Genomic DNA, 21,756 nt, shown 5'->3' with positions numbered 1-21,756 from the left:
GTAAGTCTGGCAGTCCTAATTCGCGTGCCGTTGCTCACTAAGCAGGCAAAGCGGAAGTTTTTTGAAGCCAGGCCGCATTTTGCCGATGCGCTCTTTTACTCAAATATGACAGTAATGTTACAACCATCGAGGCAACTATCTGGACAACCCACGCATGTAAGGAATAACAATGAAAAAACGCGTATTAGCCTTCTGTATTGCCGGCCTGTTCTCCTCTGCGGCCTTTGCCCTTGCCCCTCCGGGAAATGACGCCACCACCAAGCCCGATCTCTATTACCTGACCAACGCCCAGGCCATTGACAGCCTGGCGCTGCTGCCGCCGCCGCCTGAAATCGGCAGCATTGCGTTTCTGAACGATCAGGCGATGTATGAGAAGGGCCGCCTGCTGCGCGCCACCGAACGCGGCAAGCTGGCCGAAGAAGATGCCAACCTGAGCGGTGGCGGCGTGGCTCACGCTTTCTCCGGCGCGTTTGGCTCGCCAATTACCGAAAAAGATGCGCCGGAACTGCACAAGCTGCTGACCAACATGATTGAGGACGCCGGTGACCTCGCCACGCGCGGTGCAAAAGAAAAGTACATGCGCATCCGCCCGTTTGCCTTCTACGGTGTGCCAACCTGTAACACCAAAGAGCAGGATAAGCTGTCGAAAAATGGCTCTTATCCGTCCGGGCATACCTCAATTGGCTGGGCTACCGCGCTGGTGCTGGCGGAAATCAACCCGCAGCGCCAGAACGAGATCCTGAAACGCGGGTTTGATCTGGGGCAAAGCCGGGTGATTTGCGGTTACCATTGGCAAAGCGATATTGATGCCGCTCGCGTCGTGGGATCTGCCGTAGTGGCCACGCTGCATACCAACGCCGCCTTCCAGCAGCAGCTGCAGAAAGCGAAAGACGAGTTTGCGAAACAGCAGAAGAAATAAGAAATGGAACCTGCCGGGCGCGCCCGGCAGGATAATGTCCAATCAGAAGCGAGAAACGAACGCAGAAGTATCCGGGGTGCTGATGGTCGTCGACGCTTTCAACTGCGGCGTGCCGAGGTAGAGGAAGCCCACCACTTTGTCCTGCTCGCGGCCACCCAGTCCTTCGCGCACCAAATCATTTTCAGTCCACGCGCCGCTGCGCCAGATACCGTTAAAGCCCTGGGCCACCGCCGCCATTTGCATCGCCATCACCGCACAGCCTGCGGAAACCACCTGCTCCCACACCGGCACTTTATGGTTAGTCTCGCAATGCGCGACCACAGCAATGATTTGCGGGGCGCGGAACGGCGATGTACGCGCCTTTTCAACGCTTTTTTCATCCATGCCGGCCGCAATGGCCGCTTTCTCTAAAAGCTGAGCAAAGCGCTCGCGCCCTTCCCCTTCAATAACAATGAAGCGCCACGGCTGGAGCGTACCGTGGTCCGGCGCGCGCATTCCGGCACGCAGAATATTTTCCAGCACTTCACCCGCCGGAGCCGGCTCGGCCAGACGGGAGGCGCTACGGCGGTTAATCAAAAGTTCAAGTGCATCCATTTAAAAGCCCCTTACTGACAGGAAATGACTGGCAAAGCGTGGAGGTTGCCCCAGTCCGTCAAATGATTTTCATTCACAAAATTAACACAGCCGTAGTTTTTGTTACAGCGCCGCCCCGATTTCCTGCTGACATTTCCTCGCCCTCTCTTTAGGATAGCCTTTACTTTCGCCGCTTTAGCCAGCTTCATTGCGGCGTGCGGGTAATACCCCTGTTGAAGGTTATGGAGAAAACATGCGCACCATTGGGCGATTTATTAGCGGCTTTTTTAAGTGGACCTGGCGTCTGCTTAATTTTATTCGGGAATTTATTCTCAACTTGTTCCTTATCCTACTGATACTGGTCGGAGTCGGCATCTGGATGCAGGTAAAAAGCACGCCTGCAGAACCTGCGCGCGGGGCGCTGCTGCTGGATATCACCGGCGTGGTGGTAGACAAACCGTCGGTCAGCAATAAGCTGGGCGTGATTGGCCGCCAGCTGGTGGGCGCCAGCTCTGACCGTCTGCAGGAGAATTCCCTGTTCGACATCGTCGACGCCATTCGTCAGGCGAAAGATGACCGCAATATCACCGGCATCGTGCTGGATCTGAAAGATTTCGCCGGTGCCGACCAGCCGTCAATGCAGTACATCGGTAAAGCGCTGCGCGAGTTCCGCGACGGCGGCAAGCCGGTTTATGCCATGGGCGACAGCTATAACCAGAGTCAGTACTACCTGGCAAGCTTTGCCAATAAAATCTGGCTCTCACCGCAGGGCATGGTTGACCTGCACGGGTTTGCCACCAACGCGCTGTATTACAAAACCCTGCTGGATAAGCTGAAGGTCTCGACCCACGTCTTCCGCGTCGGCACTTACAAATCAGCGGTTGAGCCGTATATCCGCGACGATATGTCCCCTGCCGCGCGCGACGCGGACAGCCGCTGGATTGGCGAGCTGTGGCAAAACTACCTGAACACCATCGCGGCCAACCGCCAGATCACCGCTCAGCAGGCTTTCCCCGGCGCTCAGGCGCTGCTGGATAATCTGCAGAAGTTAGGTGGCGATACCGCTAAATATGCCCTGGACAATAAACTCGTGGACGAACTGGCGAGCAGTGCTGCTGTAGACAAAGCACTGGTGAAGCAGTTCGGCTGGAGCAAAGCCAACAAAGACTTTAGCTACACCAGTATTTACGACTACAGCGTGAAAAAACCGTCTGAGCAAGGTGATGCCATCGCGGTGATCTTCGCCAACGGCGCGATCATGGACGGGGAAGAAACCCCGGGCCAGGTCGGCGGCGATACTACGGCCATGCAGATCCGTGAAGCGCGTCTGGATCCGAAGGTGAAAGCCATCGTCTTCCGCGTGAACAGCCCTGGCGGCAGCGTCACTGCGTCCGAAACCATCCGTGAAGAGCTTGTGGCTGCGCGTGAAGCCGGGAAGCCAATTGTGGTTTCCATGGGCGGCATGGCGGCATCCGGCGGGTACTGGATCTCCACCCCGGCGAACTACATCATCGCCAACTCAAGCACGCTGACCGGCTCGATTGGTATTTTCGGCGTCATCAACACAGTAGAAAACACCCTCGATGCGATTGGTGTGCATACCGACGGCGTATCAACGTCGCCGCTGGCCGACGTGGCCGTGACCAAGAAACTGCCGCCTGAAGTACAGCAGATGATGCAGCTCAGCATCGATAACGGCTACAAGCGCTTTATTGGCCTGGTGGCGGCGTCCCGTAAGAAAACGCCGGAGCAAATCGATCAGATTGCTCAGGGCCACGTCTGGACCGGGGAAGATGCCAAAGCCAACGGCCTGGTGGACAGCCTGGGTGACTTTGACGACGCCGTGGCCAAAGCCGCCGAGCTGGCGAAGCTGAAAAGCTGGCACCTGGCGTTCTGGCAGGATGACGCGACCTTCACCGACATGGTCTTTAACGCCATGACCGGCTCGGTACGCGCCGCGCTGCCGCAGGCCATTCAGGCTTACCTGCCAGCGCCACTGGCGGATGCCGCGCTGGCGGTCAAGGCCCAGAATGACAAATTCGGCACCATGAACGATCCGCAAAACCGTTACGCCTTCTGCCTCACCTGCGGCGATGTGCGTTAATTTACTCAAATGAATCAAAGCCCGGTTAAACCGGGCTTTTTTTTTCCGTCATCCTCTCTATACTCTGCCGCAAATATCGAAAGCCTCGAGCAAAACTATGCCAAAGAAATCTATCTACGTTGCCTACACCGGCGGTACTATCGGGATGCAGCGTTCTGAACACGGCTACATTCCTGTTTCCGGCCATCTTCAGCGCCAGCTGGCGATGATGCCTGAATTCCACCGCCCGGAAATGCCGGACTTCACGATCCACGAATACGATCCGCTGATGGACTCTTCGGACATGACGCCTGAAGACTGGCAGCACATCGCCGACGACATCAAAGCCCACTACGACGAGTATGACGGCTTCGTGATCCTCCACGGCACGGACACCATGGCGTTTACCGCCTCGGCGCTCTCGTTCATGCTGGAGAACCTCAGCAAGCCGGTGATCGTCACGGGTTCACAGATCCCGCTGGCGGAGCTGCGTTCTGACGGGCAAATCAACCTGCTTAATTCGCTGTACGTGGCGGCCAACTACCCGATCAACGAAGTGACGCTGTTCTTCAACAATCGTCTCTATCGCGGGAACCGCACCACCAAAGCCCATGCCGACGGCTTTGATGCCTTTGCTTCACCTAACCTTGCGCCGCTGCTGGAAGCCGGGATCCACATCCGCAAGCTGAATACGCCGCCGGCCCCGCACGGCGAAGGCGAACTGATTGTCCACCCGATCACGCCGCAGCCGATTGGCGTGGTCACCATCTATCCAGGCATTTCTGCCGACGTCGTGGGCAACTTCCTGCGTCAGCCGGTCAAGGCGCTGATCCTGCGTTCTTACGGCGTGGGTAATGCCCCGCAGCAGGGCGCGTTCATTAAAGAGTTGCAGGAAGCTAGCGCGCGCGGCATCGTGGTGGTTAACCTCACGCAGTGTATGTCCGGCAAAGTGAACATGGGCGGCTATGCGACCGGCAACGCGCTGGCGCAGGCGGGCGTTATCAGCGGCTTTGATATGACGGTGGAAGCGACGTTAACCAAGCTTCACTATCTGCTGAGCCAGGGTCTGGATGCCCAGGCGATCCGTGATGCCATGTCGTGCAACCTGCGTGGTGAACTCACCCCCGACGAATAAGGAACGCCAATGGCGCGACGTGCTTTGCTGTTGATTGATTTGCAGAACGATTTTTGTGCCGGTGGCACGCTCGCGGTCCCGGAAGGTGACAGCACCGTTGAGGTCGCTAACCAGCTTATCGAACTGTTTAACGCCCGCGGTAAAAACGTGGTTGCCACTCAAGACTGGCACCCGGCAAAGCACGGAAGTTTCGCCAGTACGCAAGGCACTGAATCTTTTTCTGAGGGCATGCTCGACGGCCTGGCGCAAACCTGGTGGCCCGATCACTGCATTCAGAACAGCGAAGGGGCGAAACTTCACCCGCTGCTGAAGGCTTCCGGCGTCGATAAGATCGTCTATAAAGGCCAAAATCCGGCTATCGACAGCTACAGCGCGTTTTTCGATAACGGCCATCGGCAGCAAACCGAGCTGGATGCCTGGCTGCGCGCGCACGACATCCGCAGCCTGGTGGTGTTGGGGCTGGCAACGGATTTCTGCGTGAAATTTACCGTGCTGGACGCGCTGGAGCTGGGTTATGAAGTGATAGTCATCACCGATGGCTGTCGCGGCGTGAACCTGCGGCCCCAGAGCAGCCTGGAGGCATTCCAGGAGATGGCGGTTGAAGGCGCCACGCTAATGACCTTCGCCGATTTTACCTGCCAATAATTGTAGGGGCGGCCCCCGCCCCGCACTTTTGTATCGATTCCGCTCACACTCTACGCTTTTTTTGCTCGCCCTCACCTGGGAGCGCTCTCATAATCATATTCAGTGAATTTATTCAGCACGTTAGCTGATTTCGCTTTCCGCCGTTTTCGTCTGTTAAGCGTGGCCGGGGAGCTTTTATGTTGTGCCCGTCAAAGAGGAATCATTATGTCATTCACACGTAAAATGTTACCGCTGGTGGCCGCGGTGACGCTCGCCTGCAGCGGCGTTGCGCAGGCTGAATCTTTGCTTTCCGTGGGTTACTTCAACGGCGGTGGCGACGTCACTGCCGGTCCCGGGGGGGATATCAATAAGCTTGATGTTCGCCAGATTACCCACCTCAATTACTCCTTTGGCCTGATTTATAACGACGAGAAAGGCGAAACCAACGCAGCGCTGAAAGATTCGTCAAAACTGCATCAAATCTATCTTTCCCCGAAAGTTGTCTCCGACCTTGAAACCCTGCCGGCACTGCGGAAACAGAATCCACAGCTGAAAATCTTGCTGTCCGTTGGTGGCTGGGGGGCTCGCGGTTTCTCTGCCGCAGCAGCAACGCCTGAAAACCGCGCGGTGTTTATCCGCTCGGTGCAGGAAGTGATGGACAAATATGGCCTGGATGGGATCGACCTTGACTGGGAGTTCCCGGTAAATGGCGCCTGGGGCCTGGTGGATAAGCTGGACGCCGACCGGGATAATTTCACCGCCCTGCTGAAAGAGTTGCGCAAAGCCGTGGGCGACAAAAAACTGGTTACCATTGCCGTCGGGGCCAATGCCGAAAGCCCGAAAAGCTGGGTTGATGTGAAAGCCATTGCGCCGGTGCTGAACTACATCAACCTGATGACCTACGACATGGCGTACGGTACGCAGTACTTCAACTCGAATCTCTATGATTCGAAAAAGTGGCCGACCGTGGCCGAAGCCGACAAGTACAGCGCTGATTTCGTAGTAAATAACTATCTCGCAGCCGGGCTGAAACCAGCGCAGATGAACCTCGGCATCGGCTTCTATGGCCGCGTACCTAAGCGTGCCGTAGAGCCGGGCATTGACTGGTCAAAACCCGACGCGCAGAAAAACCCGGTCACACAGCCCTACTTCGGCGAGCGTGAGCTGGAGCTGTTTAAAACCGCGCTGGGCGTGGATCTGACGAAAGACACTTACGTCAAATACAACGACCTGGTGAAGAAAATGCTGAACGACCCGCAGAAGCGCTTCACCGAAGAGTGGGATGACGACGCGAAGGTGCCGTACCTGACGCTGAAGTCTGCTGAAGGTAAACCGCTGTTTGCCATTTCCTATGAGAATCCGCGCTCGGTGAAAATCAAAGCCGAGTACATCAAGGAGAAGGGGCTGGGCGGCGCGATGTTCTGGGAATACGGCGCGGATGACAACAACCAGTTGGCGAAACAGCTCGCCGAGTCACTGGGCATCGATCACGCTAAATAGCGGTTAACGCAGAAAAACGAAGGGAGACCAGTGAGTCTCCCTTTTGTTTACTGCAGCTTCATCGTTACAAACGGCGCAGGCTCGATGCCAAACTCCGCTTTCAGCTGCTGTTTGCTCTTCATCACCATCTGGCCATTGGTGTCGATAGTCATGTGCTGCGCCTCCGTGTTGTGGCGCGCCTGCCACAGCATCACCAGCTGGAGGCTGTTGTCTTTTTGCTCCTGGGTCAGCGCCACGCCATCAGGCCACTTTCCCAGCTCGACCGCGGTCGCCAGGCGCTGATAAATCTCCGGCGTCATCACGCTCAACATCTCATCCAGATTGCTCATTGGGCACCCCGTCGCAGAATAATTAGCTGAATCGATTCTTCAACCCTCAACCTGCTCACCATTTTGCCCGTCGGTGAAGCTCAGCGAGGCCGAGTTAACGCAATACCGCTCCCCGGTCGGCTGCGGGCCATCCGGGAACACATGGCCCAGGTGCGCGTCGCAGCTGCCGCAGCGGATTTCAACGCGTTCCATGCCGTGGGAATTATCGGTCAGATAGCGGATGGCATCGGGGCTGACAGGCTCGTAGAAGCTTGGCCAGCCGCAGCCTGAGTCGTATTTTGTTTCCGAAAGAAACAGCGGGGCCTCACACACCAGGCAGTGATAAATCCCGTCACGCTTATTATGCAGTAAACGCCCTGAATACGGCGGTTCAGTGCCGTGCTTCTGGGTCACGTAGTATTGCATTTCGCTGAGGTTTTTCTTATTTGAATCAGGGGGTAATTGATTAGACATAGGTGTACATCTCGGTCAGTTCAATTGGGACAGCTCACGGCCCCATTCTAACAAAAAATTAACAACACCGTGCTGCTTTTTGTTCTAAACTTAGCCCTGAAATTCTGGCACGGCACAAAGCGTGACGTGAATCACATTATTGTTGGGACTGGCGTTTAAAATCCCCCGCATCGTCCCCATTTGGATTTAAGCCCAAAAGGAAGCGTGAGGCGTTCAGTCGTACAAACCCTGGTCACAGGATTGATTTGTCGCAATGATTGACACGATTCCGCTTGACGCTGCGTAAGGTTTTTGTAATTTTACAGCCAACCTTTTATTCACTAAAAAATAGCTGGTGGAATACTATGACTATCAAAGTAGGTATCAACGGTTTTGGTCGTATCGGCCGTATCGTTTTCCGTGCTGCTCAGGAACGTTCTGACATCGAAATCGTTGCAATCAACGACCTGTTAGACGCTGACTATATGGCTTACATGCTGAAGTACGACTCAACTCACGGTCGTTTCAACGGTACTGTAGAAGTTAAAGACGGCAACCTGGTTGTTAACGGTAAAACTATCCGTGTTACCGCAGAACGTGACCCGGCTAACCTGAAGTGGAACGAAGTGAACGTTGACGTTGTTGCTGAAGCAACAGGTCTGTTCCTGACTGACGAAACCGCACGTAAGCACATCACTGCTGGCGCGAAAAAAGTTGTTCTGACTGGTCCTTCCAAAGACAACACCCCAATGTTCGTTCGCGGTGCTAACTTCGAAAAATACGCAGGCCAGGACATCGTTTCCAACGCATCCTGCACCACCAACTGCCTGGCTCCACTGGCTAAAGTTATCAACGACAACTTCGGTATCGTTGAAGGCCTGATGACTACCGTTCACGCTACCACCGCAACTCAGAAAACCGTTGATGGCCCGTCTCACAAAGACTGGCGCGGCGGCCGCGGCGCAGCTCAGAACATCATCCCTTCTTCTACCGGTGCTGCTAAAGCTGTAGGCGTTGTACTGCCAGAGCTGAAAGGCAAACTGACTGGTATGGCGTTCCGCGTTCCTACCCCTAACGTGTCCGTTGTTGACCTGACCGTTCGTCTGGAAAAAGCTGCTTCTTACGAAGAAATTAAGAAAGCAATCAAAGCTGCTTCCGAAGGCGCAATGAAAGGCGTTCTGGGCTACACCGAAGACGACGTAGTGTCTACCGACTTCAACGGCGAAGTACTGACTTCCGTGTTTGATGCTAAAGCTGGTATCGCACTGAACGACAACTTTGTGAAACTGGTTTCCTGGTACGATAACGAAACTGGCTACTCCAACAAAGTACTGGATCTGATCGCTCACATCTCCAAATAAGTTGAGATGAGAACCTGATCCTAAAGGGCGACTTCGGTCGCTCTTTTTTTTGCCTCAAATCACCAGGACTAAGGAAAAAAGAAATGATTAATAAAATTTTTGCACTTCCGGTCGTCGAACAAATTACCCCTGTGCTTACCCGCCGCGTACACGATGAGCTGGACGTCATCGTCGTTGATCACCCCCAGGTTCGGGCATCTTTCGCACTTCAGGGCGCACACCTGCTCTCCTGGCAGCCTGCCGGTGAAGATGAGGTGCTGTGGCTGAGCGACATCACCCCGTTCCATAAAGGCAAAGCGCTGCGCGGCGGTGTGCCTATTTGCTGGCCGTGGTTTGGTCCGGCGGAGCAGCCAGGCCTGCCGGCGCACGGTTTTGCCCGCAACCAGCCGTGGACGCTGAGCGCGCACAATGAAGACGCCAACGGCGTGGTGCTGACCTTTGAGCTGCATAACAATGCCGAGACGCTGAAGCTGTGGCCGCATGAATTCACGCTGTATGCCCGCTTCAAGCTGGGCAAAACCTGTGAAATCGAGCTGGAAGCACACGGTGAGTTCGAAACTACCTCTGCCCTGCACACCTACTTCAACGTCGGCGACATCGCAGATGTGAAGGTCAGCGGCCTGGGTAATCCGTATATCGATAAAGTGCTGAATGAAGCCCCGGGCCAGTTGACCGACGGCGTACAAACCTTCCCTGACCGCACCGATCGTCTCTATCTGGAGCCGGAAGAGTGCAGCGTCATTCATGATGCCAGCCAGTTGAAGCGCACCCTGAACGTGGTTCATCACCATCATCACAACGTGGTGGGCTGGAACCCAGGCCCGGCGCTGTCCGTTTCGATGGGCGATATGCCGGACGACGGCTACAAAACCTTCGTCTGCGTAGAAACCGCCTGCGCATCTAAAAAACAGAAAGCCAGCGCGGAAAAACCGACCCGTCTGAGCCAGACCATCAGCGTGGCGAAGAAAGGCTAAGCGACTTTCACCAGCTTAGGGCAAAGGCCGTCAACCTCTGCCCCATTAAAAAGCAAACGGGGCGCAAGCGCCCCGTTTTAGTGCACTGATTGCACCTATTAGAAGCTGTAGTTCACGCCCGTCAGCAGCACACCAGTCCAGTTGCTGTCGACCATTGGGCTGTCGGTCACTTCTTTGGACAAACGCATGTAGCGGCCCATACCGAACACGTTCCAGTCGGCGTTCAGCTTATAGTTGACGGACAGCTCAACGTACGGTGACCAGCTGTTACCCGCGTCGTACTCGTTCAGGCCGCTGCGGTTGGACTCCTTGCCGCTCACGCCGTAGTAGTAGTCGTTTTGATTCTTGCTGTCCCACACGACACCAATCCCCGGCGTGACCGTCAGGCTATCCGCGTTGTAGCGGTACAGCCAGGCGGTATCCCAGGTGATGCCGTTGCTGTTGTTCAGGATATCCCCGGCCAGCACGGTACGCAGGAAGCCATAGTCGGTGTTATGCACCCAGGACAGGCCCGCCATCACGGTAGAATGGCGGTAGTCCAGCGCGCGCATGCTGTCGTAATTGCTGTCTTTCGGCCTGAAATGCAGCGGCGAATAATAGGCGGTGACGGACAGCTTATCGGCCTGGTCATTCCACAAGTAGTAACCCGCGTTGAACCCGCGGAAGTAGAAATTGTCACCTTCATAGCCCAGCAGAGGCGCCGGATAGACGCGGTTCTGGTCACCTTTGTAAGGGTTTGGCGAAACCAGCGCCCCCGCACCGATAGACCATGGGCCCTCTGCGTGCGCAGCGGTAACGGAAGAGGCTAACAGTACGCCTAATGCGAGAATTTTGAATTTGGTCACAATCCTTTCAGTCCTTTAATCAAATAATCAGCGCAGGAAGTGTAACCGCCCTTGGCTCCCATCCCAAATAATTTACTTAGTCACAACCTTCAACCAACTTTTTAGCTTCCCGCAATCAGATGACGGCGGATTTTCAGCTTTATGTCAGCCAGATGAAAGCAAACACTGTCGCTTATCTCAAATACGAAATTTTTAGGATGAGTTATTGATATGTCATTGAAATTGAGCGTTGGCCGTATGCAAGTTTTGCAAATGCCATCTACGCTTTATTTTAGGAAGGTGAAACGCTGAGACGGCGGCGTGAGCGCCCGGTATCAACCTGGCACAAGGGTTGCTGTTCATTTAGCAGACGTCTTCCGGGGAGCCTCTATTACACATACCAACGGCTCTTTAACCTGTGCTAAAAACGAAAGGACGGCATGCCATGAATATATTCGATCACTATCGCCAGCGTTATGAAGCTGCCAAGGACGAAGAGTTCACACTGCAGGAATTTCTTGCTATCTGTAAACAAGATCGCAGTGCCTACGCGAATGCGGCAGAACGGCTATTGACGGCCATTGGTGAGCCAGTGATGGTAGACACTGCCACAGAGCCACGGCTGTCCCGTCTCTTTTCAAACCGGGTGGTTGCCCGTTACCCGGCGTTTGAAGAGTTTTATGGCATGGAAGAGGCTATCGAACAGATCGTGGCCTACCTGAAACACGCGGCTCAGGGGTTGGAAGAGAAGAAACAAATTCTCTATCTGCTGGGGCCGGTGGGCGGCGGTAAATCTTCCCTGGCCGAGCGCCTGAAAGCCTTGATGCAGCGCGTGCCTATTTACGTGCTGAGCGCCAACGGCGAACGTAGCCCGGTCAACGACCACCCCCTGTGCCTGTTTAACCCGCAGGAAGACGCCTCCATTCTGGAAAAAGAATATGGCATCCCTAACCGCTACCTCGGCACCATCATGTCGCCGTGGGCAGCCAAACGCCTGAGCGAATTTGGCGGCGACATCACCAAATTCCGCGTGGTGAAAGTCTGGCCGTCCATTCTGGCGCAGATTGCGATTGCCAAAACCGAACCCGGCGATGAGAACAACCAGGATATCTCTGCGCTGGTCGGTAAAGTGGATATCCGCAAACTGGAACACCACGCGCAAAACGACCCGGATGCTTACGGCTACTCCGGGGCGCTGTGCCGGGCCAACCAGGGCATCATGGAATTTGTGGAGATGTTTAAAGCGCCCATCAAGGTGCTTCACCCGCTGCTGACCGCCACTCAGGAAGGCAACTACAACGGCACGGAAGGCATCTCTGCCCTGCCGTTCAACGGGATTATTCTTGCGCACTCGAACGAATCCGAGTGGGTCACCTTCCGCAATAACAAAAACAACGAGGCGTTCCTTGACCGCGTGTATATCGTCAAGGTGCCTTACTGCCTGCGCATCTCGGAAGAGATCAAAATCTACGAGAAACTGCTCAACCACAGCGAACTGTCCCACGCGCCTTGCGCCCCGGGCACCCTGGAAACGCTTTCTCGCTTCTCTATCCTGTCGCGCCTGAAAGAGCCGGAAAACTCCAGCATCTACTCGAAAATGCGCGTCTATGACGGCGAAAGTCTGAAAGACACCGATCCGAAAGCCAAGTCCTACCAGGAATATCGGGACTACGCCGGGGTCGATGAAGGCATGAACGGGCTCTCGACGCGCTTCGCCTTTAAAATCCTCTCCCGCGTGTTCAACTTTGACCACGTTGAAGTGGCAGCTAACCCGGTGCACCTGTTCTATGTGCTGGAACAGCAAATCGAACGCGAGCAGTTCCCGCAGGATCAGGCAGAGAAATACCTGGAGTACCTCAAAGGCTACCTGATTCCGAAATATGCGGAATTTATCGGCAAAGAAATCCAGACCGCCTATCTAGAGTCTTACTCAGAGTACGGCCAGAACATTTTTGACCGCTATGTCACCTACGCTGATTTCTGGATTCAGGATCAGGAGTACCGCGACCCGGATACCGGCCAGCTGTTTGACCGCGAATCCCTGAACGCGGAGCTGGAGAAAATTGAAAAACCGGCCGGGATCAGCAACCCGAAAGATTTCCGCAATGAAATCGTCAACTTCGTGCTGCGTGCCCGGGCCAATAATAACGGTCGTAACCCAAACTGGACCAGCTACGAGAAGCTGCGCACGGTTATCGAGAAGAAAATGTTCTCGAACACCGAAGAGCTGCTGCCCGTTATCTCGTTCAACGCCAAAACCTCCACCGACGAGCAGAAGAAACACGATGATTTTGTCGATCGGATGATGGAGAAAGGCTACACCCGCAAGCAGGTTCGCCTGCTGTGTGAATGGTATCTGCGGGTCCGTAAGTCTTCTTAAGGGAGTTTCATGCAGGTCACGCCGGGCGGCGTGGCCTGTTTGCGCACCTGGCATAAGCAGTTGGGGGAACTATGGCCTACTTCATAGACAGGCGGCTTAACGGCAAAAACAAGAGCGCGGTCAACCGCCAGCGCTTCTTGCGCCGCTATAAGGCGCAGATCAAACAGTCGATTTCCGGGGCCATCAACAAGCGTTCGGTGACCGACGTGGACAGCGGCGAATCCGTGTCCATCCCCATTGAGGATATCAACGAACCGATGTTTCATCAGGGTCGCGGTGGCCTGCGCCACCGCGTCCATCCCGGCAACGACCACTTTGTACAAAACGACCGCATTGAGCGCCCGCAGGGCGGAGGCGGCGGCGGTGGAAGCGGCCAGGGTCAGGCAAGCCAGGACGGCGAAGGCCAGGATGAATTCGTGTTCCAGATCTCCAAAGATGAATATCTCGACTTACTGTTCGAGGATCTGGCGCTGCCGAACCTGAAACGTAACCAGCACCGGCAGATCACCGAATTTAAATCCCATCGCGCAGGTTTCACCTCTAACGGCGTCCCGGCCAATATCAGCGTTGTTCGCTCGCTGCAAAACTCGCTGGCTCGCCGTACGGCAATGAGCGCGGGTAAACGCCGTTTGCTACACGAACTCGAAGAGACCCTAGACACCGTCAGCCGCAGCGAACCCGCTCAACTGCTGGAAGAGGAACGCCTGCGCAAAGAGATTGCAGAGCTGCGGGAAAAAATTGCCCGCGTGCCGTTTATCGACACCTTCGATCTCCGCTACAAAAACTACGAGAAGCGCCCGGAACCTTCCAGCCAGGCGGTGATGTTCTGCCTGATGGACGTCTCCGGTTCGATGGACCAGGCGACAAAAGACATGGCCAAGCGCTTTTATATCCTGCTCTATCTGTTCCTGAGCCGGACCTATAAAAACGTGGAGGTGGTTTATATTCGCCACCATACCCAGGCGAAGGAGGTGGACGAACACGAGTTCTTCTACTCACAGGAAACCGGTGGGACCATTGTTTCCAGTGCCCTGAAGCTGATGGATGAAGTCGTGCAGGAGCGCTACGATCCGGCGCAGTGGAACATCTACGCCGCGCAGGCCTCGGACGGCGACAACTGGGCAGACGATTCGCCGCTGTGCCATGAGATCCTGGCGAAAAAACTGCTGCCGGTGGTGCGTTACTACAGCTACATCGAAATCACCCGCCGGGCGCACCAGACCCTGTGGCGGGAATACGAAAATCTGCAGGCCACTTTCGAGAACTTCGCGATGCAGCACATCCGGGATCAGGATGATATTTATCCTGTGTTCCGGGAACTGTTCCAAAAACAGACTTCAGACTCTCATAGCTAGTTAAAAATCAGTAAGTTGCACGATGAAAACCTGTTGCCAAACGGATTCAGTTGGCAACAGGTTCATGCATTCAGTGCCTTCTAAGAAATCGCCCGACACTCAAAAAGTCATGTTCAAGCGGCTTCCTATTTAACCGCAGCGTTTCCCCCGTCAGCAAACAAGGCTGAACCAACCACAAAACTCGACATATTACTCGCCAGAAACAGTGCCGCGCTGGCTATCTCCTCCGGCTGTGCCAGACGTTTCAACGCATGCAGCCCCGCAGCCCAGGCTTTCTGATGCTCATCACCAGCCATTCGGGTTTCCGTTCCTCCAGGCAGTAAGGCATTGGCACGGATGCCTTGCCCGGCATAATCTGCGGTAAGCCCCTTCACCAGCCCCATCAGCCCGGCCTTAGCTGCCGCATATGCGGCCATTCCCGGCAGACCTACGCTGGTACCGACGAAACTGGAGATAAAAATAAGAGAACCCCCACCTCGTTTGAGCATCAACGGGATCTGGCTCCGGGCACCGAAATAACCCGCTGTCAGGTTAACGGTCAGCGTATGCTGCCATTCGTCAGGGGTGATCTCTGCCAGTGGACGGATAGTGCCCGTTGTACCGGCATTATTGACCGCAATATCGATACCGCCGAATGCATCAGCAGCCAGGGCGGCGATTGAAGCATGCGTTTGCTCCTCGCCTGCGTCCCCGACAAAAATCCTGACATCACTGCCAACGGAACGAAGCTCCGCCGCCAGCGCATCCAGCGGTGCCTGACTCCTCGCATTCAGAATCAACGAAGCGCCATGCTGAGCAAACAAAATAGCAACAGCCCGTCCAATACCTTCCGAGGCGCCAGTAATCACAGCGACTTTACCTTCAAGTAATTTCATCACTTTCCCCATTTCATTAATGAGATTCCGAAACTCATTTTGAATCTTTCTGTTCATTTTCTTGATGCGTGTCGCCGTTTGATTTCAGCGGCTTATCCGTAAGCCTATGTCCAGGCTATGCCATAAAAACTCTGTTTCTTGCTTTTTAATTAACTTATTGATGGATAAACGCGTTATGGCGGGCCCGGCAAAACCGGATAGGGTGCGCGAAATGACAAGCCTTCAACATTTGGAGAAGGCGTTTTGGATGTTTTTAAGGCTATCCCACGTTGAAAGGTGTACCTGAAACGAATCGGTTTGCAGCGGATAAGGAAAAGCTTAAAGCCGGCGCTTCACCGGCTTTTTATCCCTGAGAGAAAAGAAAACGGGGGAATAACCTGAATCAGGCTGACGCCTGCTTATTGATGGAGCTCAATGTCGTATCCCCACTGTTTCCAGTGAAGCAGCTGTTCCTGCTGGGCTGTCGATAACGTCTTTCCCGCCCATAGGAAAATATGCTGCCCGGGGAAAAGCTCCGGACGCAACGTATCCACCGGCTCGGCAAATACGTTCACGGTCAGGCCTCTGCGGGACAGGCGCCACGCCTCCAGCCATAACGCAGCCCGATCGTCCGTCTGCCAGCCAATCAGCAGGATGTCGCCCAAACTTTGGTTCTGCGCCGCCGCCAGGCTCTGGGCACAATGGCAGATCAACGCGCCATCCAGCAGGCTGCGCATCAACAAAGCCGTGGATTCATCCTGGCTAAGTTTTTGCCTCACGGGCAGCAAAAGGTTATCAATCAGTAAGTCTGCGCTGTGCTCCCGGCTGAGAGAAGTAATCTTCTCACGCAGCTTTCCAGGATTAACTTTCCTGACCAGAAGCATCATTTCTTCTTGCAGCGTTACCCACAGCTGCTCTTCCGGCACGTGGCTGCGCTCCAGCAGGGCTTTCACTTTGCCTACGGAAACGCCTTTGCTCATCCAGTATTTGATTTCTTCGATGCGCTGAATATCCGCATCATCGAACTGGCGATGCCCCCCCTCGCTACGCTGGGGCTTCAGCAAGCCGTAGCGGCGCTGCCAGGCTCGCAGGGTGACCGGGTTGATACCACATCGCTCTGCTACATCACCGATAGTGTAATAGGCCATAGTGTCCCTCCCCGTACACAGATCCCACGTCTCCATTGAAACATCACTCAATCTGTTCAATGTGTACAATTTTTTTACGAGTTGTACAAGTGAAATCTGATGCCTTTGAGGCACGACACGCGGCAGATATCACAACTCTGCTTTACGCTCCGGCCAGGCAATACGGAAAGCGCCGTGCCCGCAGGGTTTAGCAAACAAACTCCCCTGGAAGTGAGAAATACCGGCCGCCTCGAGCCACATCCACTCTTCCGGTTGCTCAATACCCGTGGCTGAAACCGCAATTTCAAGGGAGGCGCAGCATTTGATTATGGCCTGGATAATCGCCTGCTGTGGCCCACTTTTATGAATGCCCCGAATCAGCGACTGGTTAATTTTCAGCCTTTCAGGTTGAAACTGTGCCAGCAGCTGTAGCCCAGCAAAGCCGACGCCAAAATCATCAATCGCAAGCTTGATACCGGCCGATTTAAGCTGCCTGATAGCGTCGGTAAACGCATCCATCTGCGGCATGATTTCGCTTTCGGTAAACTCAATAACCACCTGCTCGGGAACAAGCCCGTTCGCCTCAATATCCGCCAGCAGTTGTTCCACGGCGTCAGGAATCATGACCAGCGTCATCGGCAGCAGATTGATGCATAGCGTTTGCACGCCAATATTAGCGGCGCATGCTGCGGTGAAAGCGGCCTTCGCGTTCAGCAGTTCAGCCAGGTAAACATCGCCCCCTTCCTCTGGCGCTGAATTAGCTTCCGTGGCTAACACCTCTACTGCCGCGACAGTACGAGCCATTGGGTCGACAATCGGTTGAAAAACTATCTTTTTATGCAGCGTTTGTGGACTTGATGCCGAATGAGTCGGCGCATCGAGAATAAATTCCCACGCATCACCCGGAGGGATCTCAAAATAGTTCTCTTTTTCCGTCGATTCGATGAAGGTCCGGAAAAAACTCAAGGCCCGGTCATCGTAAGCCAGTTGATATCGGCTAGTCCCTTTTTCCAGAACGACCTGCAAGACATCGTTTTTATCGTGCTCTCTTAAATCAAAAAGCTCCATGCCCACTCGCCCAAAGCGGCGGGCCGGGGCGTAATCACAGAGCAATTCAACAATGTTGTGATGGCGATCGTCTTTACAAATAGCGTGATAAACCTTCTGCACGCTCTCTTCCGGGCCTTCCAAGAGTTGAAAGAAATGTCTGCCGTTGAATAGCAGGATCCCCGTCACATTAGCGTCAATATTTTTTGCATTTGCCGCGGAGACCATCGCCTCCAAAACCTCAAACGGCGTGCTGGCGTGGATGTGGCTTCGGTAAATAACTGTCGTGAGCATGGCGGGTTCCAGCGAAAGGTTAAGGGAGTAACTTAACAGATCCCCGTCCTGACGTCGCCACATACTCAACAAAGTCTAAACAACTTAACAACATGGAATGTTTTGCTCGCCATTTACCTTTAGTCAAAATGTACAAATTTACGTATCGATAAGTTAAAAAATTTAAATTATAACCAATTGATAAATAAAGATTAGCATTTTTAGTTAAAAAATAACAGGCAAACTAATACACCTTTGTGTACAGTTTTTATAGCAATTGCATAACTTAGTTAACATCTTGCAACGTGTGAATTTACAGGAGCAACTTATGCGACAGGACACTTTTACACCAGGTCAGAACAGCGTAGAAAATGACATTGCGCGCTATTTTAGCCGCGTTGTGCCGCCGTCTCAGCAGGAAACAATGGGGCAAATTGTGCTCGAAATTCTCAGCGATGGCCGCAATCTGAACAGAAAAGCGATCTGTACCAAATTGCTCTCGCGACTCGACCGCGTTTCTGAACCGGAAGAAGAAAAACACTATCAGGCTCTGTTGGGCATGCTTTTTACTCGCTAGCGAATAACCAGCCCGGAGTTCAATCAGAGTAATGCGTACGCTCCCTGGTGGGAGAGTCACCTTGAAGTATAAATGCTGAATTTTCCTCATTCTCAGACTCCGGCAAATGACTTCATGCCAGCGGTATTTAACCCCCGGCGAAGAAATCAGGAGTAACGAAGTGAAGAGAAGCGACGATGAAAAATTAACGGACGAGATTATCGGCGAAGCAGCGCTGTCGTTACTGAACAGCAACAGCGCAATTAATACCCGCGCTTTAGTTGCCAGGTTAGAAGCGATGTTTATATCGGAGCAAGAAGTACGGCGACGTAACGCGCTACAGAAAATTATCGCTGAAATCGAGGGGAATATTTCCCAGAGTCTGACAGGAAAGACAGAAAAAAAAGCGCTTTCAGGCGCAGTTAAGACTCAACGGCTTAACGAAAATAATGTCCACTAGCGGCCCATGGCCAACAACTGAAAAACGGTGAATGACTATGACACAGCTAATTTCTAATCCCTCTGCAATGCATACCGGAATCGTAGACCACGCATTATCCGACTTTATAAGAAGCACAGCAGACCGACACGCAGAGGAAAATGCTGCCATCAGTCAGGCCGTCACCGCCATTCTGGCTGCCAATAAGAGCGTTTCCAATAAAGCGATCATTATCTGGCTGGTTGACGCCCTGGAAACGACTCAAGACGTCGTCATGTGCGACGTTTATCGCAATGCTTTAGAGATTGTTGTGGGCCATACCGTGGACGATATTTAAGGCCTGCGCAAACAATAAAGGCCGGCCAGAACCGGCCTTTATTGTTTCTGAATTACAGCGTTTTCTTCATAAAATATCGGCTGGTGCCTTCGGGTAAACAGTCAATTTTGCCAAATGCCTCCCAGCCATGCTTGCGGTAGAAGTCCGGAGCCTGGAAACTGATGGTATATAAAAAACCAGCCACACAGCCGCGCCTGCGCCCTTCTGTTTCAAACGTCCTCAGGATCTCGCTGCCTAATCCATGCGCTCTTAACTCAGGCGGTAAATAAAACAGATCGATAAACAGTACACCGAGGGACGAACGCCCCAACATCCCACCAACAACTTTCCCACTCTCGGAACTGCGAACCACAACCGCCAGCGGTTGGCGATCGTTTATCCCACTCATCGCATCGTTAAACTCACCGAGCCCCGCTTCGATGGGCAGCGAATACTCCTCGCTGATTTGATCAGAAATTTCTAGTTTGAAACCCGACATCGCATACCTCACTGACATTGCCCCTTATCACCCTACCAGTTCTTGCGTTGAGCCTGGCCGACAACACTGTATATATTTACAGACCGTAAAAACAAGAGTCTAAAATGATGAAAAGAGAACGCTATCGGCTTTCCGTCGCCGTATTTGTTGTCCTGCGCCGCAGAGACGAAATTTGTCTCATCCGCAGAGCGAACACCGGCTGGATGGACGGCTTCTATAGCCTGCCCGCAGGCGGTCTTGAAAGCGGTGAAACGCTGCTTAATGCCGCAGCCAGAGAAGCCCACGAAGAGACGGGGGTGATCATTGAGACCGAAGCCCTCAGGTCAGTTCACTTGATGCACGTTAAAACCGAAGATCGTTCGTGGATGGGCCACTTCTTTCTCTGTTCAGACTGGCAGCGCGAGCCTTATATCGCCGAGCCGAATAAGCATTCTGATCTGCTATGGGTAAATATCAGGCAGTTGCCGGAGAACACCGTGCCCTATGTTAAACAAGCCATCAGCGCTATTATCAACGGCGAGATTTATTCCGAATACGGCTGGCTAAGCTAAGCGAACGTAGAGCGCCATACATGCTGGGCCTGTGGCAACCAGGCCGGCAAGTTAGCCTGATACCACTCAAGATACCGGGTTAACATTTGCGGGTGTCTGTGGGAAAGAAGATTCAGCACTTCTACCACCAGCCAGGCTTTAGCCAAAAGCACATGACGCGTCAGGCGTGACTTCGACCACTGAGGTGCCACTTGTTGATATCGCGCTACCATGAGGTGAATACTGGCCGGTTCCCCCATTCCTTTAATCAGAGGCGCCAAATCTATCGCCGGGCTCCCACGGCCAAAGCGCTCCCAGTCAAATAAAACCAACTCTCTCCCGGCTCGGCGTCCCCAGTTTCCGGCATTTGAATCCCCCGACACCCATTGCTGCGGCTCGAAAAGCACATCACTTTGAGCTTTGAAATAATGCAAAACTGCTTCGAGCTCCGGGGGCAATTTCAGCAGGCTTAATGCCAACGCCATTTGCTCATCCCTCCACTGATGCCGCCTGAATGTCCCTGAGGGTTTCATCTGGCAATGATGGAGCAACGCCAGCTTTTCATACAAATCGGGGTCGGCAGTCAGCGTTTCCAGTGAACAAGGCTGCGGGATAAATTCGATGATCAGCCGTCGTGCCTGGCGGTTAAGGGAATAAACGTCGGGAATGCCAGGTCCCTCCGCCCTGAACACGGAGGCGTGGTGCTGATAAAAATCGAGTTCAACCTCGGAAGCATCTCGCTTTTCAACAGCAGGTTTTCCCTGAAAAACGCATTCACGCACGAGGGCATTTCCCATCTGCGTCAGTACATTATTAGCCATCTTTTGCCCGAATTTTTGCATGTCAGATAACTATTATCGCGATAGGATGAAAATTCAAAGCAGAGACTTAGAAAGACGACAAGAGGCAGTGCAATGACATCCCACGCAAAAGGCGAAGACGTCCATCAGCAACTTATCGATTTACTCGAGCAACAGCAGGCCCGCTACCGTGTGGTAAAACATGTCGCGGCGGGGAAATGTGAAGAAGTCTCGGCAATCCGTGGCACCGAACTTGGCCAGGGCGCAAAAGCGCTGGTCTGCAAAGTCAAAGGCAACGGCGTCAAGCTGCACGTGCTGGCGATTCTGGCGGCGGACAAACAGGCGGATCTGAGCCTGCTGGCGCAGCATCTGGGCGGCCTGAAAGCGTCGCTGGCAAGCCCGGCGGAAGTAGATGAGTTAACGCGATGTGTGTTTGGCGCTATCCCGCCATTCAGCTTTCACGCTCAGCTCCGGCTGGTGGCCGACCCGTCTATTTTCGAGCGTTTTTCAGAGATTGCCTTCAATGCAGGGTTGCTGGAAAAGTCAGTGGTGATGGATACGCAGGATTATTTGCGCATTGCGCGCCCGGAGTTGGTCAATTTTCACCGCCCCGAATAGCTACCCGAGGCGTTCGAGATAAAGGACAGACAGCACCAATACCGAAGCGATCCCGAGGAACGCGGCAGTGATGCAAATCGTGTCGAAAAACGCTGGATCGCCCATCCTTTTCTCCCGCAAGCCATTGCTCGCTTTCATATCGTTCAATTATTGACCGCAAAAATGACAGAATGATGAACGGCCACAGAATCACTGTCGGCCATTCGCC

24 protein-coding genes are annotated in these 21,756 nt (G+C 53.8%); 14 read left to right on the top strand and 10 right to left on the bottom strand.

Translation table 11 applies throughout. From position 1 onward, the window contains the following. The first annotated feature begins 169 nt into the window (after positions 1–169). The gene (gene phoC / locus AAIE02_RS04930) at positions 170–919 is read left to right on the top strand and encodes an acid phosphatase PhoC (protein ID WP_498532085.1); all 750 of its coding nucleotides are present in this window, start codon (positions 170–172) and stop codon (positions 917–919) included. 42 nt (positions 920–961) lie between these two features. On the opposite strand, the gene AAIE02_RS04925 is transcribed toward phoC, so the two are convergent. Next, positions 962–1,513 carry an NAD(P)H nitroreductase gene (locus tag AAIE02_RS04925; RefSeq protein WP_498532084.1) on the bottom strand — a complete coding sequence of 184 codons (552 nt, stop codon included), beginning with the start codon at positions 1,511–1,513 and terminating at the stop codon, positions 962–964. Between the two features lie 232 nt (positions 1,514–1,745). Here AAIE02_RS04925 and sppA point away from each other — a divergent pair, with 232 nt between their 5' ends. From sppA to chiD, 4 genes are all read left to right on the top strand, one after another. Further along, positions 1,746–3,596, top strand: coding sequence for a signal peptide peptidase SppA (gene sppA, locus AAIE02_RS04920; RefSeq protein WP_498532083.1), 1,851 nt, complete (start codon positions 1,746–1,748; stop codon positions 3,594–3,596). A 97-nt stretch (positions 3,597–3,693) separates the two neighbouring features. Continuing rightward, the gene (gene ansA, locus AAIE02_RS04915) at positions 3,694–4,710 is read left to right on the top strand and encodes an asparaginase (RefSeq protein WP_008456661.1); all 1,017 of its coding nucleotides are present in this window, start codon (positions 3,694–3,696) and stop codon (positions 4,708–4,710) included. 9 nt (positions 4,711–4,719) lie between these two features. Beyond that, a complete protein-coding gene (gene pncA / locus AAIE02_RS04910) occupies positions 4,720–5,355 on the top strand; it encodes a bifunctional nicotinamidase/pyrazinamidase (RefSeq protein WP_498532082.1) in 636 nt (211 codons plus the stop codon). 204 nt (positions 5,356–5,559) lie between these two features. Continuing rightward, positions 5,560–6,834, top strand: a complete 1,275-nt coding sequence (gene chiD, locus AAIE02_RS04905; RefSeq protein ID WP_498532081.1) for a chitinase ChiD — start codon at positions 5,560–5,562, stop codon at positions 6,832–6,834. A 47-nt stretch (positions 6,835–6,881) separates the two neighbouring features. On the opposite strand, the gene AAIE02_RS04900 is transcribed toward chiD, so the two are convergent. After that, entirely contained in the window at positions 6,882–7,163 is a 282-nt protein-coding gene (locus AAIE02_RS04900; RefSeq protein ID WP_008456664.1) for a YeaC family protein, read from the bottom strand. 39 nt (positions 7,164–7,202) lie between these two features. Further along, entirely contained in the window at positions 7,203–7,616 is a 414-nt protein-coding gene (gene msrB / locus AAIE02_RS04895; protein WP_008456665.1) for a peptide-methionine (R)-S-oxide reductase MsrB, read from the bottom strand. A gap of 344 nt (positions 7,617–7,960) precedes the next feature. Between msrB and gapA the strand changes: the two genes are divergently transcribed. Together gapA and AAIE02_RS04885 are read left to right on the top strand one after the other, a co-directional pair. Further along, a complete protein-coding gene (gene gapA, locus AAIE02_RS04890; protein ID WP_008456666.1) occupies positions 7,961–8,956 on the top strand; it encodes a glyceraldehyde-3-phosphate dehydrogenase in 996 nt (331 codons plus the stop codon). An 83-nt stretch (positions 8,957–9,039) separates the two neighbouring features. Continuing rightward, the gene (locus tag AAIE02_RS04885; RefSeq protein ID WP_498532080.1) at positions 9,040–9,930 is read left to right on the top strand and encodes a D-hexose-6-phosphate mutarotase; all 891 of its coding nucleotides are present in this window, start codon (positions 9,040–9,042) and stop codon (positions 9,928–9,930) included. A gap of 98 nt (positions 9,931–10,028) precedes the next feature. Here AAIE02_RS04885 and AAIE02_RS04880 read toward each other — a convergent pair whose 3' ends face one another. Further along, a complete protein-coding gene (locus tag AAIE02_RS04880; RefSeq protein WP_008456668.1) occupies positions 10,029–10,775 on the bottom strand; it encodes a MipA/OmpV family protein in 747 nt (248 codons plus the stop codon). Between the two features lie 424 nt (positions 10,776–11,199). Here AAIE02_RS04880 and yeaG point away from each other — a divergent pair, with 424 nt between their 5' ends. Both yeaG and AAIE02_RS04870 read left to right on the top strand, forming a co-directional pair. Then, the gene (yeaG, locus tag AAIE02_RS04875) at positions 11,200–13,134 is read left to right on the top strand and encodes a protein kinase YeaG (RefSeq protein ID WP_008456669.1); all 1,935 of its coding nucleotides are present in this window, start codon (positions 11,200–11,202) and stop codon (positions 13,132–13,134) included. Positions 13,135–13,205: 71 nt separating this feature from the next. Beyond that, a complete protein-coding gene (locus tag AAIE02_RS04870; protein ID WP_039292166.1) occupies positions 13,206–14,489 on the top strand; it encodes a YeaH/YhbH family protein in 1,284 nt (427 codons plus the stop codon). 125 nt (positions 14,490–14,614) lie between these two features. On the opposite strand, the gene AAIE02_RS04865 is transcribed toward AAIE02_RS04870, so the two are convergent. The 3 genes from AAIE02_RS04865 to AAIE02_RS04855 all read right to left on the bottom strand — a co-directional run bounded on the left by AAIE02_RS04865 (position 14,615) and on the right by AAIE02_RS04855 (position 17,811). Beyond that, positions 14,615–15,364 (bottom strand): SDR family oxidoreductase, encoded by a 750-nt coding sequence (locus AAIE02_RS04865; protein WP_498532079.1) that lies wholly within the window; start codon positions 15,362–15,364, stop codon positions 14,615–14,617. A 398-nt stretch (positions 15,365–15,762) separates the two neighbouring features. After that, entirely contained in the window at positions 15,763–16,491 is a 729-nt protein-coding gene (locus AAIE02_RS04860) for a MerR family transcriptional regulator (protein ID WP_336708014.1), read from the bottom strand. A gap of 129 nt (positions 16,492–16,620) precedes the next feature. Beyond that, positions 16,621–17,811 carry an EAL domain-containing protein gene (locus tag AAIE02_RS04855; RefSeq protein ID WP_166993970.1) on the bottom strand — a complete coding sequence of 397 codons (1,191 nt, stop codon included), beginning with the start codon at positions 17,809–17,811 and terminating at the stop codon, positions 16,621–16,623. 307 nt (positions 17,812–18,118) lie between these two features. Here AAIE02_RS04855 and ycgZ point away from each other — a divergent pair, with 307 nt between their 5' ends. From ycgZ to AAIE02_RS04840, 3 genes are all read left to right on the top strand, one after another. Then, positions 18,119–18,367 carry a regulatory protein YcgZ gene (gene ycgZ / locus AAIE02_RS04850; RefSeq protein WP_336708012.1) on the top strand — a complete coding sequence of 83 codons (249 nt, stop codon included), beginning with the start codon at positions 18,119–18,121 and terminating at the stop codon, positions 18,365–18,367. 160 nt (positions 18,368–18,527) lie between these two features. Further along, complete coding sequence (locus tag AAIE02_RS04845) at positions 18,528–18,806, top strand: hypothetical protein (RefSeq protein WP_336708010.1); 279 nt, start codon at positions 18,528–18,530, stop codon at positions 18,804–18,806. A gap of 37 nt (positions 18,807–18,843) precedes the next feature. After that, positions 18,844–19,122, top strand: a complete 279-nt coding sequence (locus tag AAIE02_RS04840) for a biofilm development regulator YmgB/AriR family protein (protein ID WP_034808453.1) — start codon at positions 18,844–18,846, stop codon at positions 19,120–19,122. 52 nt (positions 19,123–19,174) lie between these two features. On the opposite strand, the gene AAIE02_RS04835 is transcribed toward AAIE02_RS04840, so the two are convergent. Next, complete coding sequence (locus AAIE02_RS04835; protein ID WP_008456684.1) at positions 19,175–19,600, bottom strand: GNAT family N-acetyltransferase; 426 nt, start codon at positions 19,598–19,600, stop codon at positions 19,175–19,177. Between the two features lie 104 nt (positions 19,601–19,704). Between AAIE02_RS04835 and AAIE02_RS04830 the strand changes: the two genes are divergently transcribed. Further along, complete coding sequence (locus AAIE02_RS04830; protein ID WP_336708006.1) at positions 19,705–20,151, top strand: NUDIX hydrolase; 447 nt, start codon at positions 19,705–19,707, stop codon at positions 20,149–20,151. On the opposite strand, the gene AAIE02_RS04825 is transcribed toward AAIE02_RS04830, so the two are convergent. Continuing rightward, a complete protein-coding gene (locus tag AAIE02_RS04825) occupies positions 20,148–20,951 on the bottom strand; it encodes a phosphotransferase family protein (protein WP_336708004.1) in 804 nt (267 codons plus the stop codon). The two genes, AAIE02_RS04830 and AAIE02_RS04825, sit on opposite strands and share 4 nt — an antisense overlap. A gap of 93 nt (positions 20,952–21,044) precedes the next feature. Between AAIE02_RS04825 and AAIE02_RS04820 the strand changes: the two genes are divergently transcribed. Further along, positions 21,045–21,548 (top strand): YbaK/EbsC family protein, encoded by a 504-nt coding sequence (locus AAIE02_RS04820; RefSeq protein ID WP_166993962.1) that lies wholly within the window; start codon positions 21,045–21,047, stop codon positions 21,546–21,548. Here the strand turns inward: AAIE02_RS04820 and yoaI are convergent, their stop codons facing one another. Next, the gene (gene yoaI, locus AAIE02_RS04815; protein WP_336982504.1) at positions 21,549–21,653 is read right to left on the bottom strand and encodes a small membrane protein YoaI; all 105 of its coding nucleotides are present in this window, start codon (positions 21,651–21,653) and stop codon (positions 21,549–21,551) included. Positions 21,654–21,756: the final 103 nt, after the last annotated feature.

The sequence above is a fragment of the Cedecea sp. Ae19-4 genome, from assembly GCF_059801165.1.
This window is presented reverse-complemented; position numbering and strand designations above follow the sequence as displayed.

Excerpts from the sequence above, each read along its gene's own strand:
- phoC (WP_498532085.1), top strand. The coding sequence starts at position 170 with ATGAAAAAACGCGTATTAGCCTTCTGTATTGCCGGCCTGTTCTCCTCT.
- AAIE02_RS04925 (WP_498532084.1), bottom strand. The coding sequence starts at position 1,513 with ATGGATGCACTTGAACTTTTGATTAACCGCCGTAGCGCCTCCCGTCTG.
- sppA (WP_498532083.1), top strand. The coding sequence starts at position 1,746 with ATGCGCACCATTGGGCGATTTATTAGCGGCTTTTTTAAGTGGACCTGG.
- ansA (WP_008456661.1), top strand. The coding sequence starts at position 3,694 with ATGCCAAAGAAATCTATCTACGTTGCCTACACCGGCGGTACTATCGGG.
- pncA (WP_498532082.1), top strand. The coding sequence starts at position 4,720 with ATGGCGCGACGTGCTTTGCTGTTGATTGATTTGCAGAACGATTTTTGT.
- chiD (WP_498532081.1), top strand. The coding sequence starts at position 5,560 with ATGTCATTCACACGTAAAATGTTACCGCTGGTGGCCGCGGTGACGCTC.
- AAIE02_RS04900 (WP_008456664.1), bottom strand. The coding sequence starts at position 7,163 with ATGAGCAATCTGGATGAGATGTTGAGCGTGATGACGCCGGAGATTTAT.
- msrB (WP_008456665.1), bottom strand. The coding sequence starts at position 7,616 with ATGTCTAATCAATTACCCCCTGATTCAAATAAGAAAAACCTCAGCGAA.
- gapA (WP_008456666.1), top strand. The coding sequence starts at position 7,961 with ATGACTATCAAAGTAGGTATCAACGGTTTTGGTCGTATCGGCCGTATC.
- AAIE02_RS04885 (WP_498532080.1), top strand. The coding sequence starts at position 9,040 with ATGATTAATAAAATTTTTGCACTTCCGGTCGTCGAACAAATTACCCCT.
- yeaG (WP_008456669.1), top strand. The coding sequence starts at position 11,200 with ATGAATATATTCGATCACTATCGCCAGCGTTATGAAGCTGCCAAGGAC.
- AAIE02_RS04870 (WP_039292166.1), top strand. The coding sequence starts at position 13,206 with ATGGCCTACTTCATAGACAGGCGGCTTAACGGCAAAAACAAGAGCGCG.
- AAIE02_RS04865 (WP_498532079.1), bottom strand. The coding sequence starts at position 15,364 with ATGAAATTACTTGAAGGTAAAGTCGCTGTGATTACTGGCGCCTCGGAA.
- AAIE02_RS04860 (WP_336708014.1), bottom strand. The coding sequence starts at position 16,491 with ATGGCCTATTACACTATCGGTGATGTAGCAGAGCGATGTGGTATCAAC.
- AAIE02_RS04855 (WP_166993970.1), bottom strand. The coding sequence starts at position 17,811 with ATGCTCACGACAGTTATTTACCGAAGCCACATCCACGCCAGCACGCCG.
- ycgZ (WP_336708012.1), top strand. The coding sequence starts at position 18,119 with ATGCGACAGGACACTTTTACACCAGGTCAGAACAGCGTAGAAAATGAC.
- AAIE02_RS04840 (WP_034808453.1), top strand. The coding sequence starts at position 18,844 with ATGACACAGCTAATTTCTAATCCCTCTGCAATGCATACCGGAATCGTA.
- AAIE02_RS04835 (WP_008456684.1), bottom strand. The coding sequence starts at position 19,600 with ATGTCGGGTTTCAAACTAGAAATTTCTGATCAAATCAGCGAGGAGTAT.
- AAIE02_RS04830 (WP_336708006.1), top strand. The coding sequence starts at position 19,705 with ATGATGAAAAGAGAACGCTATCGGCTTTCCGTCGCCGTATTTGTTGTC.
- AAIE02_RS04825 (WP_336708004.1), bottom strand. The coding sequence starts at position 20,951 with ATGGCTAATAATGTACTGACGCAGATGGGAAATGCCCTCGTGCGTGAA.
- AAIE02_RS04820 (WP_166993962.1), top strand. The coding sequence starts at position 21,045 with ATGACATCCCACGCAAAAGGCGAAGACGTCCATCAGCAACTTATCGAT.
- yoaI (WP_336982504.1), bottom strand. The coding sequence starts at position 21,653 with ATGGGCGATCCAGCGTTTTTCGACACGATTTGCATCACTGCCGCGTTC.